The organism is Pseudomonas sp. KBS0707, from assembly GCF_005937945.2.
Taxonomy (GTDB): Bacteria; Pseudomonadota; Gammaproteobacteria; order Pseudomonadales; family Pseudomonadaceae; genus Aquipseudomonas; species Aquipseudomonas amygdali.
On record NZ_CP041754.1, the window covers coordinates 5,771,605 to 5,785,490 of the forward strand.

General features: G+C 60.9%; 10 protein-coding genes. 3 read left to right on the plus strand and 7 right to left on the minus strand.

Going from position 1 to position 13,886, the window contains the following annotated elements; genetic code table 11:
• Positions 1-384 carry a hypothetical protein gene (locus tag FFH21_RS27860; RefSeq protein ID WP_016982157.1) on the plus strand — a complete coding sequence of 128 codons (384 nt, stop codon included), beginning with the start codon at positions 1-3 and terminating at the stop codon, positions 382-384.
• Between the two features lie 5 nt (positions 385-389).
• Here FFH21_RS27860 and FFH21_RS27865 read toward each other — a convergent pair whose 3' ends face one another.
• Together FFH21_RS27865 and FFH21_RS27870 are read right to left on the minus strand one after the other, a co-directional pair.
• Positions 390-1,616 carry an N-acetylmuramoyl-L-alanine amidase gene (locus FFH21_RS27865; RefSeq protein WP_004666611.1) on the minus strand — a complete coding sequence of 409 codons (1,227 nt, stop codon included), beginning with the start codon at positions 1,614-1,616 and terminating at the stop codon, positions 390-392.
• Between the two features lie 199 nt (positions 1,617-1,815).
• Positions 1,816-2,337 carry a DUF3617 domain-containing protein gene (locus tag FFH21_RS27870; RefSeq protein WP_011169917.1) on the minus strand — a complete coding sequence of 174 codons (522 nt, stop codon included), beginning with the start codon at positions 2,335-2,337 and terminating at the stop codon, positions 1,816-1,818.
• Between the two features lie 169 nt (positions 2,338-2,506).
• Between FFH21_RS27870 and cls the strand changes: the two genes are divergently transcribed.
• Complete coding sequence (gene cls / locus FFH21_RS27875) at positions 2,507-3,946, plus strand: cardiolipin synthase (RefSeq protein WP_004659137.1); 1,440 nt, start codon at positions 2,507-2,509, stop codon at positions 3,944-3,946.
• A gap of 46 nt (positions 3,947-3,992) precedes the next feature.
• Here cls and cfaB read toward each other — a convergent pair whose 3' ends face one another.
• From cfaB to hflK (FFH21_RS27900), 5 genes are all read right to left on the minus strand, one after another.
• The gene (gene cfaB, locus FFH21_RS27880) at positions 3,993-5,180 is read right to left on the minus strand and encodes a C17 cyclopropane fatty acid synthase CfaB (RefSeq protein WP_004659139.1); all 1,188 of its coding nucleotides are present in this window, start codon (positions 5,178-5,180) and stop codon (positions 3,993-3,995) included.
• 270 nt (positions 5,181-5,450) lie between these two features.
• On the minus strand, positions 5,451-7,376 hold the full coding sequence (locus FFH21_RS27885) for a cation-translocating P-type ATPase (protein ID WP_011169918.1): 1,926 nt from the start codon (positions 7,374-7,376) through the stop codon (positions 5,451-5,453).
• Positions 7,373-8,443 carry a protease modulator HflK gene (hflK, locus tag FFH21_RS27890; protein ID WP_004659143.1) on the minus strand — a complete coding sequence of 357 codons (1,071 nt, stop codon included), beginning with the start codon at positions 8,441-8,443 and terminating at the stop codon, positions 7,373-7,375. Before hflK (FFH21_RS27890) ends, FFH21_RS27885 begins: the two co-directional genes overlap by 4 nt.
• The gene (gene hflC / locus FFH21_RS27895; RefSeq protein ID WP_011169919.1) at positions 8,440-9,477 is read right to left on the minus strand and encodes a protease modulator HflC; all 1,038 of its coding nucleotides are present in this window, start codon (positions 9,475-9,477) and stop codon (positions 8,440-8,442) included. The genes hflK (FFH21_RS27890) and hflC overlap by 4 nt, the downstream gene beginning before the upstream one ends.
• A gap of 11 nt (positions 9,478-9,488) precedes the next feature.
• Positions 9,489-11,435, minus strand: a complete 1,947-nt coding sequence (gene hflK / locus FFH21_RS27900) for a protease modulator HflK (protein WP_011169920.1) — start codon at positions 11,433-11,435, stop codon at positions 9,489-9,491.
• Positions 11,436-12,009: 574 nt separating this feature from the next.
• On the opposite strand from hflK (FFH21_RS27900), the gene FFH21_RS27910 reads away from it, so the two are divergent.
• Positions 12,010-13,629 (plus strand): glucan biosynthesis protein D, encoded by a 1,620-nt coding sequence (locus FFH21_RS27910; RefSeq protein ID WP_004667163.1) that lies wholly within the window; start codon positions 12,010-12,012, stop codon positions 13,627-13,629.
• Positions 13,630-13,886 lie beyond the last annotated feature (257 nt).

Below are 13,886 nucleotides of genomic sequence, written 5' to 3' on the forward strand. Positions count from 1 at the left end.
ATGAGACGGGTTTCAACAGGTTTGGTGGCGATGTTGATCAGCGCGCACTTGATGGCAGCACCACCCAGGCCTTCTGCCGACCTCGCCACCTGTACGCGTAGCGCGACGGTGCTGGCGTGCAGCGATGCCCAAGGCAATAGCTACAGCGTGACCACCGCCGGATCGACGACCTGGTTGAAGGGTTACGAGGTACTCGATAAGCGCCGCTGGACGCAGACCAACAGTCGCTATGGTCAGCTGACGTTTTTTACCGGGCTGGCTTCCAATGGCGAAGCCTGGGTAGGCACTGTCCAGCGCGTGGGCTGGACAACAATCACGCGGGTGTCCAGCTCAAGCGGTACGCGTAGCAAGATCACCTGCAGCCGGCTGAACGGCTGCCGTTGACCTGCTCAGACCTGCTGTTCCTGCTTCTGCGCTTGCAGCCAGGCCATGTGCGAATCCACTGGCGGGTTGCGCTGGAAATAGCGCTGCAGGCCATCGAACAAGCCGTCTGCAACGGCCTGCTGATGGCGAGCTGTGACCAGACGCTGACTGTCTCGACTGTTGGAGATAAACCCGGTTTCGACCAGAATCGACGGTACGTCCGGTGACTTGAGCACGGCAAACCCGGCCTGCTCGACACGCTTCTGATGCAACGTGGTAATGCCTTCCAGACTGCCGAGAACGGTGTGGCCCAGTTGCAGGCTGGCTGCAATGGTAGCGTTCATCGACATGTCGAGAATCACCCCGGCGAGCATCGGGTCCTTGTCCTTGAGGTTGAGCAGCGACGAGGCACCCAACAAATCGGCACCGTTTTCCCGCTGCGCCATGAAACGCGCCGTTGCCGAGGTTGCACCGCCTTCGGAAAGGGCAAACACCGAAGCACCAGAGGCCGTCAGACGAGGCGCTGCGTCGGCATGTACGGAGATAAACATGTCGGCGTTGGACTTGTGCGCGAACTCGACGCGCTTGCGCAGCGGTACGAAGAAGTCATCGTTGCGCACCAGACGCACGTCGAAACCCTTCTCGCGCTTCAGGCGTTTGGCCAGCAACTGCGCGATGGAAAGCACCACATCTTTTTCGCGTTCACCCCGAGAACCTACAGCCCCCGGATCCTTGCCGCCATGACCGGCATCGACCACCACCATGATGTCGCGTCCGGTGTGCGCCTTGTTGGTCTGGATCGGGACGGGCACCGGTGGCGGCAGCTCAGCCATCTGCACGGGCGCATGGGCCGTGGAACTCATGTCCAACACCAGCCGGTGCCCCTGCCCACCTTCCGGGCCGAGCAGGAAACTATTGAGCTGCACTGGCGCGGTCAGGTCCAGCACGATGCGCGTGTCGTCACCCTGGCCGTAGTGCCCGGAGCGAATGGATTTGATAACGGTACGGTCCAGCGCCAGCTGGCTGAAGTCGCCGGTCAGCCGCGAACCGCTGACATCGATGATCAGACGGTCGGGGGCGGTAAGCGTGAAAGTTTTGTACTGCACCGGGCCGCTAAGGTCGAGGACCAGGCGCAGCTTGTCGTTGGTACGCCACAGGCGGGCGTTACGAATCTGTGTGGCATAGGCACCCAACGGCAACGTCAGAGCCGCACTGGCCAGCAGCATGTTGAGCAACACTTGGCGTCGGTGCATGGAACATCTCAAAGAGCAAATTGAGCATCCCGGCTCACGAAGGGTTCATCCACATCATTAGTAACAATATAACATGCAGTTACGGACGAAAGATGAAGCCCTTCATGAAGATTCCGTCATCTGGCACCTCGCCAACGTGACAAAAAATCACCGCCTTCAGACAGAGTGTTCCACGTGGAACATAACCCTCTGAATTTGATCAGGTACGCGGGGCGACATTGCCGCACTGTGGCCCCAGCCATACAGCGCGAGTGTCCATGCTGCCATTCTGTTGCTGACCAGTGGCATTGAAAGTACCTACCACGTTTGTGGTGAACTCACGATCACTAAGGAACTGCGCCTGCCCGGTGCCCTGAGCTTTCGGGCAGCTAAACTGAAAATTCCAGGTCTTGCCATTTCGCGCGGTAATTTTTTGCGTGCATCCGGAAGCCGGATCAGTCAGCGGAATGTTGTCAGACTGTACCTGAGCCTGTGTCAGGCAGGCTCTCACGCCCTTGCCGCCGAGCGACACGCCCTGCTTCTTCATCATCTGTTCCATCATGGCGCGCTGCTCAGGCGGCAGATTCTGCAATTGGCCGTGCATCAATTGCATGTCCGGCAATTGCTGTCCGTCCACCTTCATATTGCTCGACGTCAGTTCCCACAAGCCGGGTTGCAGCATCTGCGCTTGAGCCAGGGGGGTAGCCAGGCAAAACATCCAGGCCAATATGCGTTTGTTCATTTCAAGATTCCTGATGGACGATTGCAGATGTAAACGGGGCCGGAATCATCCAGCCGGAAGATAAGCCTTAGACGGCACAGACGTCGCCCAGTTGCATGGGTAATAAAATAGCGACATTCCCGTTCAGCTGTGGTCTGTTAGGCAGCAAAGACGAGGAGCATTGTTCCACATGGATTATCACGACCCGTACTTTTTCGGTTATGTCCTCGGCTTCATTCATTTGCTGGGCACAGGCGCCGCTATTCACGCGCTGCTGACGGTGCGTACCTCTCAAGGTGCGATTGCCTGGGCGATGCCGCTGCTGTTCATTCCGTATTTCACCCTGCTGCCTTATCTGGTGTTCGGCAGAAGCTCGTTCGACGCGTACATCAAGGCGCGTCGCCAGGCCAACCAGGAAATGCGCATTGCGATTGGCAGCCTCAACTGGCGGCCGTGGATCGAGGAAGCTGTGGCAGCACGTCGCTCGGATGCCTATGCAGCGTTGCGCGCCATGCCCAAGTTGGGAAACATGCCTGCACTGGCCAATAACAAAGTCAGGTTATTGATTAATGGTGAGGAAACCTTCGGAGCGATCTTCAAAGCCATCCGTGAGGCGAAAAAGACAATCCTGATTCAGTTCTTCATCATTCATGACGACAACCTCGGTCGCCAGCTGCAAACACTGCTACTGGAAAAAGCCGCCGAGGGCGTAGGCATCTTTGTCCTTTATGACCGGATCGGTAGCCACGCATTGCCGGGGGCTTACATCGACAAATTGCGCGACGGTGGCGTGCAGATAAAAGCCTTTGCCACACGTGGCGGCTGGCTGAATCGCTTTCAGATCAACTTCCGCAACCACCGCAAGATCGTCGTCGTCGATGGCCTGAAAGGCTACATGGGCGGGCATAACGTCGGTGATGAATACACGGGGCTGAAGCCGCCGCTGGCACCTTGGCGCGATACCCATGTAGAAGTCATCGGCCCGGTGGTCGCCTGCCTGCAGGAGTCGTTCGCCGAAGACTGGTTCTGGGCCACCCGCGAGCTGCCACCATTGAGCCTGCCTGATGAGTTTCCCGAGGATGGTGTGCTCTGCCAGTTGCTGACCAGTGGCCCGGCCGATGCGCAGGAAACCTGCTCGCTGTTCTTCGTCGAAGCCATCCACGCTGCCGAAGAGCGCGTATGGATCACCAGCCCTTACTTCATACCTGACGAAGCCGTGACCGCTGCGCTGACCCTGGCGGTACTGCGCGGGGTGGATGTGCGCCTGCTGCTGCCCTCACGGCCTGATCATTATGTGGTCTATGCCGCCTCCAGCCTGTACGCTTTCGATGCCGTGCGTGCCGGCGTGCGGGTATTCCGTTACGAACCAGGCTTCCTGCACCAGAAGGTCGTGCTGGTCGACAACGACATCACTGCCATAGGCAGCGCAAACCTCGACAACCGCTCGTTCCGCCTCAACTTCGAACTGATGCTACTGACGGTCGACAGCGACTTCTCCAGCCAGGTGGAATCCATGCTCACTGCCGACTTCAACCTCGCCCGCGAAATATCCGTGCAGGAAAGCCACGAAACGCGGCGCCTGCATCAACTGGGTATGCGCGTGGCGCGGCTGATTTCGCCGATTCTGTGACGCCCCTGCTCACTCAACGCGCATGAGCGGGAACAACAGATAAGTCTCATCCATAAATATCCTCCCGCGTCAGCGGCAACCCGGTCTTGCCATCGGCAAAGGGCTTCACGGCGAGTATCTGGTGCAGGTTGATCCAGCCCTTGGCGAATCCATAGGCGCAGCCCGCCAGGTACAGACGCCAGATGCGCAGGGTATGTTCGGGCACGATACGGGCGGCTTCGCCGAGCCTTGATTCAAGCCGCGCGCTCCAGTGTTCCAGCGTTCTGGCGTAGTGCGGGCGCAGGCTTTCCACGTCGACTATTTCCAGCCCGGCTTCACTGATATGGGCGCTGATCATGGCCACGTGCGGCAGCTCGCCGTTGGGGAATACATAGCGGTCGATGAACTCCCCGGCACCGCGCCCGACAGGACGCCCGTCCGTATGCCGGGCGGTGATCCCGTGATTCATGACCAGGCCGCCCTCCTTCACCGCACCGAACAGGCATTGCGCATACAACGGCAAGTTAGCGTGCCCTACGTGCTCGAACATACCGACGCTGACCACCTTGTCGAAGCGCGCATCCTGCGGCAGGTCGCGGTAGTCGAGCAGTTGCAGGTCGACCTTGTCCTGCAAGCCCTCGGCCTGCACTCGTTGACGGGCCAGCGTCAGTTGTTGCTCGCTGAGCGTGATGCCGAAAACCTTCGCGCCATATTCGCGAGCGGCAAACCGCGCCAGTCCGCCCCAGCCGCACCCCACGTCCAGCAGATACTCACCTGGCTTGAGCCGTAACTTGCGGCACAGGTGGTGGAATTTATCCTGCTGCGCCTGCTCGAGCGATTCGTCACCGGTCTTGAAGTACGCGCAGGAGTAGACCATCTCTTTGTCGAGCCAGAGCTGGTAGAAGTCGTTGGATACGTCGTAATGGTAGGCAATCGACGCGGCGTCAGTGTCCTTGTCATGCTGGACGCGGATCGGGTTGTCGGTGCTGTCGTCATCATCCACAAGGGCATGAGTCAGTTCATCGCAAACCCGTACAACTTCGCTGATCGAACCTTCCAGCTCCAGCCGCCCCTCTACGAAGGCACTGCCGAGCAAGCCCAGGCTGGGGTGGTTGAAATCGGAGACCAGTTGCGGGTCCTTGACCACTATCGTGACGCTGGGCGCAGGCCCCAGGTCCATCTGATGGCCGTCCCAGAGCTTGAGCCGTAACGGCAGATGAAGGTTCTGCAAGGTCGTTGGAAGTTGTGTAAGCATCAAAATCACCCCCTTATCCAGAAACTCAAAAAGAGTAATCCAGCAAGGGCCCCGCAAAAGGGCCCGCAAAGGCTATTGGCGACGGCAAAACTGCAATGAATCAACTTCGGGGAACAGCCCTGTGCCCACTGATTCGAGCCGAAAGACAGCCTGAATTTGGATCACGCACTGAAACACAGCGCTTAATTTGTAACAGAATTCGTCAAAGCTCAAGCCGTTTTATAGCGCTGATCAGCGCCGCTGGCTTGAGCATTGTCGCTCACGAAAGGCCTAGAGCTTCAGCAATGGCTCCTGAAAGCGCAGCAGACGTCCAGCATTGCCCAACACCAACAAGGTGCTCAGATTGTGCAGGATAGCTGCGACCATCGCGCCGGCAGCGCCGAGCAGACCAAAGGCGGCCAGCGCAACGATGGCCAGCGTCCAGCCCAGACCGATGATCACGTTGACCTGTAAGGTCTGACGGCACTGACGGCTGAGCCGCACACAGGTGCCCAGACGACGCAGATCGCTGCCGATCAGCACGATATCGGCGGAAGCCAGGGCAATGTCCGCCCCGCCCGCCCCCATCGCGACGCCGACCACGCCTGCCTTGAGAGCCAGCGAATCGTTGACCCCATCGCCGACCACCATCGGCCGGAAGCCACTGGCGATCTCGCCCATGACACGGTTCAGTTTGTCCTCCGGCAATGCCTGCGCCTGGACGTCTGCTATGCCGATATCGTGTGCCAGGTTGTCGGCCACACTTTGTCGGTCGCCGGTCAACAGCAACTGCCGTCCCATGCCCAGCTCACGTAATTCAAACAGCGCAGCCTGCGCTTCAGGCTTGACGCTGTCGGCCAGCAGCAGCCAGGCCAGGAAAACGCCATCCAGCGACAACCCGGCCAGCGGGCCGTCATGTGCAGGTACGCCGGGGGTGACAATGCCCAACTGCTCGAACAATTCCGGACGGCCCAGCGCTGCCTCACCCTGCCCGGTGGACGCCACCACACCCAGTCCCTGCCGCTCACGGGTGTCCAGCAACTGCAGCAGCCGAGTGTTATCCAGAAGCCCGGCCAATGCACGGCTGACCGGGTGACTGCTGGCCGCCCCCAGGCTGGCCGCCAGTTCGAGCAATTGCGGATGCTGCGGCCCTTCAGCCTGCACCGACTGCAAGCGCAGTCGGCCATAGGTCAGGGTGCCGGTTTTATCCACAACCAGTGAGTTCAGGTCAGCCAGTTCTTCGAGAAACGCCGAACTGCGGATCAAAATGCCGTGCCGTGCGGCGACTGCGATACCGGCGATAGCCGTGGCCGGAGCTGAAAGCACCAGTGCGCAGGGACAGGCAGCCACCAGCACCGCCAGCATCGCCTGAGCGTCCTGAGTGATAAACCAGGTCAGCGCCGCGATCAGCAAAACCAGCACCATGTAGCTGCCTGCGTAGCGTTCCAGCAGGCGTGTGATCGGCGGCTTGGAACGCTCCGCGCTCTGCATCAGCGCGATGACCTTGCCCAGCGTGGACTCATCGCCGATGCGGGTCACTTCGATACGCAGCAGCCCGTCCAGGTTGATCGCCCCGCCAAACACTTCGATGCCGATACTGGCTTCCAGCGGCACAGACTCGCCGGTAATCGATGAAGTGTCCAGACTGGCCTGCCCGGAAAGAACCCGACCATCCGCCGGGACCCGGTCACCTGCACGCACTTCAACCTGATCGCCAGCCTTGAGCGTTGCGTTGTCGACCTCGCGAATATTACCATCAGGCCCCAGCAAACGTGCCTGGCTGCGGGTCAGACGACCCAGCGCTTCGATGGCTTCCTGCGAGCCGATCACGCTGCGCTCTTCCAGCACATGGCCAAAGATCATGATGATCGGCAGCAAGGCGGCGGTCATCAGATCGCCAGTGGCCCAGGCACCGAGCATCGCCAGCGCGATCAACTGATCGGTGATGCCATGCAGGCTTGGATGCCGCAGGCTGTGCCAACCGGCGCTGATCACAGGTATCGCCACCAGCAGCGAGGCAGCGCCCAACAGCAATTGGCTGACACCTGCCTGTTCCGGAGCGAAAAAACGCCAGACCAGACCCAATGCCAACAGGCCCAGCGCCAGCATCGCGAGGGTCAATTGCCGGGCTGCGCTACGCTGCTCTGCGTTGCTCAGCAGGCTGCCATCCGCTTGCGGTTTGATGGCGTGATGGGTGTGAACGGCTTCGCCACTCATTGTGGTGCTCCCTGAATGATCAGGCGGGAATCGTCTTTGGGATCGACCGTGGTCACCGAACCCGCCTGATGCAGAATGACCGGTACGCGTTCACGGTAGAGACGTTGCATCAGGCCGGGGTCGCTGCGGGTTTCGGCTGATTGGGTCAGGCTGACAACCGTTGCAGTAGCCGACTGCGCCTTGGCCAGACGCTCGGACGCCTGTGCATGCGCCACTTGCAGGGTTCGGTCGGCCTGTTGATTGGCGGTCTGGGTCAGCTTTTCGGCCTCCGTGCGCGCGTTGGCCACGGCCTGATCGGCCTGCTGACTGGCCGTCAGCACAGCATTGAACGCGTTGACCGCCGAGGTCGGCAGGCTCGACTGCACATCCACCCGAGCGACCTCGACACCGATGCCCATGCCGGTCGCCTTCAGCTCGGCCAGACGCTGATTGATGCCGCGCACCAGATCGCCACGCAGCCGCTCACGGCGCTCGGCGGCCTGGCTGTCAGCACCGATCAGCTCGGGACGGGCAACCAGAATGGTGTCCAGATCCCGCGCCGCCGTCAGCGCCACAGCGCTGCGATTGACCAGCCGGTCCAGTGCGGGCAATACATGATCGCCCTGCAATACGAAGGCGTTGGGGTCAGTCACTTTGTAGAACACGGTGACGTCCAGCTGCACCACACCGGCATCACCGGTCAGCAGAAAGCCAGAACCCGCCAGAGCATCGCTCATTGGCGCCGACAGGGTCGCGATTTCATCGGCTTTCAGTGCCGCTGGCGAGCGCAGCAAGGTTTCCACCCGTCGCTCGATCACCCGATCAGCCGAGGGCAGCAGCACTACCTGCTCGAACGGCTGCGGCCAGGCGGTCAGCAATCCTGCGTTCTGCACCCGCTCGAGCGCGCCGAAGCGCATGACCACGGCACGGTTCTGCGGATCGATCTGGCGCACGTTGGACGTCGCCCAGGCAAGCGCAGCCAGCAGGGTCACGCCATACAGTCCGATGAACGCCAGTCGGCTCGCCTGCAACCATGGGCTATTGGCAGGCGGTCGTTGCGTTACGGGCTCGTCGACCGGTTGGCTCATGGCTGCGTTCCGCTCTTGCCGTCCAGCGTTGGCGGGCCATCGACCAGCACGCGGAATGGCGCGGCGTCGGTGCGCAGTATCAGGCGAGTACCCGGCGTCACGATGGTGCCCAGTGTGTCCAGCGAGCGCAGCAGGTTGTAGAGCTGCGGCGAACCCGCATAGGCGCGGCCATAGATCTGCGCGGCTTCAACACGGGATTGCGCTTCGATATCGGCCGCCTTGACCGTGGCATCGGCCTCGACAATGCGCGCGTCGCGCTCGGCTGCCGAACGAATCTGCGCCGCTTCACGCATGCCCACGGCGGTCCGCTCGGTGGCGATGGTCTCGCGCTCGGCGCGCATGCGATCCACGGTGGCGTTGAGCGTCACCGACGGCAAGGTCAGTCGTTCTACGCCTACCTGCAGAACACGAACGCCATAGGTCGCCAGCAGTTGCTGATCGATCTGCTGACGCAACTGATTTTCAAACGCGGTGATATTCACCTTGTTGGCGTCGGTGTTCACCAGGCTGGACAGGTCGAAACTGCTCGCGGTGGTTTCCAGCGCCGAGCCGACAAAGGTGCGGATCTGCCGGGCTGCTTCGTCGGGCTGGTTTTGTACCGCGCGCATGAAGCGCTGCACGTTGTCGGCATCGCCCTGTACCTGCCACGCCACATAGGCCTGAACGATGATGCGCAAGCCGTCTCGGGTGCCGACATCCTGCAAACCGCTGGATGTGGTACGCAGACGCAGATCCACCGGAATGGTCGCTTCGAACGGTGCGGGCCAGCGCCAGTTAAGGCCCGGGTCGAGCAGAACGCGGGAAGGATTGCCGAAGCGGGTGACGACGGTCGCTTCACCCGAGCGCACCTGCACCAGGCTCGCCGCCGCAATCGCGAAGGCGATCAGCACCGCCGCCAGGCTTGCCCGTCGCCAAGGGAACGCTGCCGGACCGGTCGCGCCATGATGATGGTGATGATGGCCGTGGCCGCCATGACCGTGACTGTCATGGCTATCGTGGTCGGCGTGATCGTGATGATGATGAAACAGACTCAAGGGACGACTCCTTACTGAACGGCTTTACGCGGCGCCGTTGGGTCTGCCGGTGGGGTGAAGGTACGCAGGTCGATGGTCGGCGCGTTGTCGCCGCCCAGACGGTGGTCGAGTATCAGCAGCTTGGCATTGCCCAGGCCTTCGGTCAGTTGCGCCAGGTATTGTTCCAGCAAAAACGCCTGCCCTGCCTTGGCATAGGCCTGGCGCTCGGCACTGAAGCGCAGGTCCGCGCCTTGCGCTGTGGCCAGAACTTCACGGGCTGCAGCGCTGGCCTGATCGCGGGCAACGCTGGCATTGAGTTGCGCCTGGTTGGCCTTGTCACTGGCCGCGCCGCGTTCGCGGGAGATCAGCGCCTGTGCGCCGATCTGCGCAGCCTGCACGGCATGATAGGCATTGGCGGCACCCGCTGGCGGGTGGATGGCTTCGACCACCGTGGCGAGCAGTTCAACGCCGCTGTCCAGACGCTGCAAGTCAGCCTGCACGGCTTTGCCGATGTCATCGGCCAGCCCGCTGCGCTGTTCGCCGAGCAGCTCGTCCAGCGTGCGCGAGGCAAAGTCATGCACCAGCACGCGGCTGGCCGTGCTGCGGATCAGAGAAGGAATATCGGCGCTGTTATAGGTCGAGGCCATCGCCGCGGCATCTGTCAGGCCGATGCGGTAGACGAACCGCACATCCATATTGACGATCTGAAAGCTCTGCTTGTCGCCGGCACTGCTGGCAATGACCTGGGATTTTTCGTTGATATGGCTGGCATCCCACAGTCGGTTAGCGCTGCCCGGCGGCGGGCCTTCCGCCGGGTCCAGCGTCTGCTCGGCCGCGTCGGCCGCAGAAACACTGGTCGCCAGCTCATGTACCACGCCGTTTTCAACCGCCAGAACCCGGCCGAACGGCCAAGGCAAACCGACATGCAGACCCGGTCCGAAGACTTCGACCGGCTTGCCGAACCGCTCGTAAATGCCTCGCCCCTGCATCGGAATTTCATGCACGCCGCTCAGCGCCCACCCCAGCGCTGCAACCACCGCCAGCACCGGCAAAAAGGCGCGGCGCATGTAGGTAAAGGCCCAGATCTGGCGCAGATCGATGCCGAAGCGGTTGTGCAGCTCATGCTGCAAAGCGAGCAACGGGCGCGGCGGCCAGCGCAGCAGGTCAGCGATAAAACTGGCGGCCAGCAGGCGCGGCTCGAGACGCGGAGTGCGCGGGCTGAACACCGACAACACAGCCCGCAATAGAAATTCAAGCGCCACACCCAATGGCAGCAGGCCGATCAACACAGCCAGCCGTGCAGGCCAGACGCGATCAGCGCTGGAGAAGAACAGGCACAACGCGCCGACCAGCAGAACGATAAGCGTCATGCGCACCAGCTGCGCCAGCGCCCCGGCCTCTGGCGACTGGCCTTCGGGCTCGCTGCTCAGTTGCCGCTCGATGACCAATAGCCCGAACGCCAACAGCAACAGGATACTGCCCGCCAGATTGCCTGAAGTGGAAAGGTCGGAGCCAGACAACGTCAGGTTCCAGAAGGCGCGGATGACGATCAACGCCAGCACTGCCCACCCGGCAAGCCACAGGGTCGAGCTGCCGATGTGCCGAACCAGTGACTCGCCCGAATCGCTCAGCCGGGTAAGCAGGCGCTCATACCAGGCGGTTTCATCGAGCGCTTGCGCCGTTGTGGGAGAGTCTGCAGCAACAGGTGCAGCCAACGCGCGGGCACGCCACATCGCGACGTGCCTGGCCGACTGCAGGCCCGCAGCGAGCAGTATCAGCGCCGCCGACGCATTGCCCAGCACGGCCATCCACAATGAACCAGGGGAAAACAGATCGATGGACAGCGCCAGCAGCAGCCCGAACGCGCCCACCCCACCGCTCACATACATCAGTCGCCCGAGACGCCGAACCTGTTGCACCGCCATTTGAAAACGCGGCAGGCCTTCGAGGCCATCGTGCTCACCCAAATCAACCCGCATCACTACCCCGGCACCCGCTGATTATTGCCCTGTGGAGAGCCGTGTATCGGCATCCATTAATGCAGCTGCATCATAGCGTTACGATATAACACGCAGAGTGAAACTTTCGTCAGGACTATTGCCTGAACGAATACGATATAGCGGCAAATGATTGGGCTGGATATCGTGCAGATGCTCCGCACCAGCATGCGGTACTGGACGCTCTGCCTGCGGCAGGCTGACATTTGCTCAGTCTGCGACCCGGCAAAATGGTTGCTGAATATTGCGCGCATATTCGGGCGCTCTGCGCCAACGCACCCTATCGCCCTGACCGGCGCTGCGCACCCACCTCGCTCGCAAGCCTTGCGCCAAGCGGTGCCGAGCGCATTCAACCCACCCCAACAGGCCTGAAAAACGTCCATTCCTGCCATCTGGATGCCGCTTCCATTGAGCACAATCAGCGATTTTTTTTGACTGATTTCCGAACGGGATCTCGTCTTTGTTATCTGTTGTGGGTAGTTTGCGTTCGGCAAGGAGTCGTTGGCGCGCCATTTTTTGTGCAGGACGCACAGAATTACTCAGAGGCTTCACCCTTATGAATCGCAGAAATCTCCTGAAAGCGTCCATGGCGTTGGCCGCTTACGGCAGCGTGTCGGCCTCAGGGCTTTATGCTGCGCGAGCACTGGCCGCCGCAGCCGATGGCGAGATCGAACACTTCGATTTTGCAGAGCTGCAAGCCCATGCCAAGAAGCTCGCAGGCAAAGGCTATGTGAGCAACAAGCAAGTGCTGCCACCCGTCCTGGCAGATATGACGCCGCTGCAATTCAATGCCATTCGCTACGACCCGAACCACTCACTGTGGAAAGACGTCCACGGTCAGCTCGACGTGCATTTCTTCCACGTCGGCATGGGTTTCAAGACGCCGGTGCGCATGTACAGCGTCGACCCGCAGAACAAGCAGGCGCGCGAAGTGCATTTCCGCCATGACCTGTTCAATTACGAAAGCAGCGGCATCGACAAGAATCTGGTCAAGGGCGATCTGGGCTTTGCAGGCTTCAAGTTGTTCAAGGCACCGGAAATCGCCATCAACGACGTTGTTTCGTTCCTCGGTGCCAGCTATTTCCGGGCCGTGGACAGCAACAAGCAATACGGTTTGTCGGCCCGCGGCCTGGCCATCGACAGTTACGCCAAGCGTCAGGAAGAATTCCCCGACTTCACCAAGTTCTGGTTTGAAACGCCAGATAAAAACGCCACACGCTTTGTGGTTTACGCACTGCTCGACTCACCCAGTGCAACCGGTGCCTACCGCTTCGACATCGACTGTCAGGCTGGCCAGGTAGTCATGGAAATCGACGCGCACATCAATGCCCGTACCGATATCCAGCAACTGGGCATTTCGCCGATGACCAGCATGTTCAGTTGCGGCACTCACGAGCGCCGCATGTGCGACACCATTCATCCGCAAATTCACGATTCGGATCGCCTGTCGATGTGGCGCGGTAATGGTGAGTGGATCTGCCGTCCGCTGAACAACCCGGCCAAACCGCAATTCAGCGCGTTCGCCGACACCGACCCGAAAGGTTTCGGGCTGGTGCAGAGCGATCACGAGTTTTCCAGCTATCAGGACACCGTAGTCTGGTACAGCCGCCGTCCGAGTCTGTGGGTCGAGCCGATTACCGCGTGGGGCGAGGGCGAGGTCAGCCTGCTGGAGCTGCCGACCACGGGCGAAACGATGGACAACATCGTGGTGTTCTGGACACCGAAAACGCCGGTCAAGGCCGGGGATTCGATGAACTATGGCTACAAGTTGTTCTGGAGCCCGTTGCCACCTGTAAGCACGCCGCTGGCGCAGGTCCATGCCACTCGTTCAGGCATGGGCGGCTTCCTCGAAGGCTGGGCACCTGGCGAGCATTACCCGAAAACCTGGGCGCGCCGCTTTGCTGTGGATTTCAACGGCGGCGGTCTGGATCGCTTGCCGGAAGGCACCGGGATCGAGCCCATCGTCACGGTCACGCATGGCAAGGTGCAGGACTTCAACATCCTCGTATTGCCGGACATCAAGGGCTACCGCGTCACCTTCGACTGGGTACCGGACAGCGACTCGGTCGAGCCGGTTGAAATGCGCATGTTCATCCGCACTGGCGACCGTACGCTGAGCGAAACGTGGATGTACCAGTACTTCCCGCCAGCACCGGACAGACGCAAGTACCCGTAGTCCGCAGATAGTTGACGCAGAGCGTCACGAAAGGCATTCCCACGCGGAGCGTGAGGAACGATAGGTGCAACTATCGTGCGACGCTCTGCGTCGCATGCCTTTCTGGACGCTCCGCGTCCGATCCTGAATGTGCAGTGCGGCGCAGAATTGTGACGCGGAGCGTCACGCACTGCTTTCCCACGCTGGAGCGTGAGGAACGATGAGCTCAACTAAGTGCCCGCCAAAACACTATCGTGCCCATGCCCCAGCGTGGGCAC

Bases quoted from the DNA above. Each gene is read 5' to 3' on its own strand.
- cfaB (WP_004659139.1), bottom strand. From the start codon at position 5,180: ATGCTTACACAACTTCCAACGACCTTGCAGAACCTTCATCTGCCGTTA.
- hflK (WP_011169920.1), bottom strand. From the start codon at position 11,435: ATGCGGGTTGATTTGGGTGAGCACGATGGCCTCGAAGGCCTGCCGCGT.
- FFH21_RS27910 (WP_004667163.1), top strand. From the start codon at position 12,010: ATGAATCGCAGAAATCTCCTGAAAGCGTCCATGGCGTTGGCCGCTTAC.
- FFH21_RS27860 (WP_016982157.1), top strand. From the start codon at position 1: ATGAGACGGGTTTCAACAGGTTTGGTGGCGATGTTGATCAGCGCGCAC.
- hflK (WP_004659143.1), bottom strand. From the start codon at position 8,443: ATGAGCCAACCGGTCGACGAGCCCGTAACGCAACGACCGCCTGCCAAT.
- FFH21_RS27865 (WP_004666611.1), bottom strand. From the start codon at position 1,616: ATGCACCGACGCCAAGTGTTGCTCAACATGCTGCTGGCCAGTGCGGCT.
- FFH21_RS27870 (WP_011169917.1), bottom strand. From the start codon at position 2,337: ATGAACAAACGCATATTGGCCTGGATGTTTTGCCTGGCTACCCCCCTG.
- cls (WP_004659137.1), top strand. From the start codon at position 2,507: ATGGATTATCACGACCCGTACTTTTTCGGTTATGTCCTCGGCTTCATT.
- FFH21_RS27885 (WP_011169918.1), bottom strand. From the start codon at position 7,376: ATGAGTGGCGAAGCCGTTCACACCCATCACGCCATCAAACCGCAAGCG.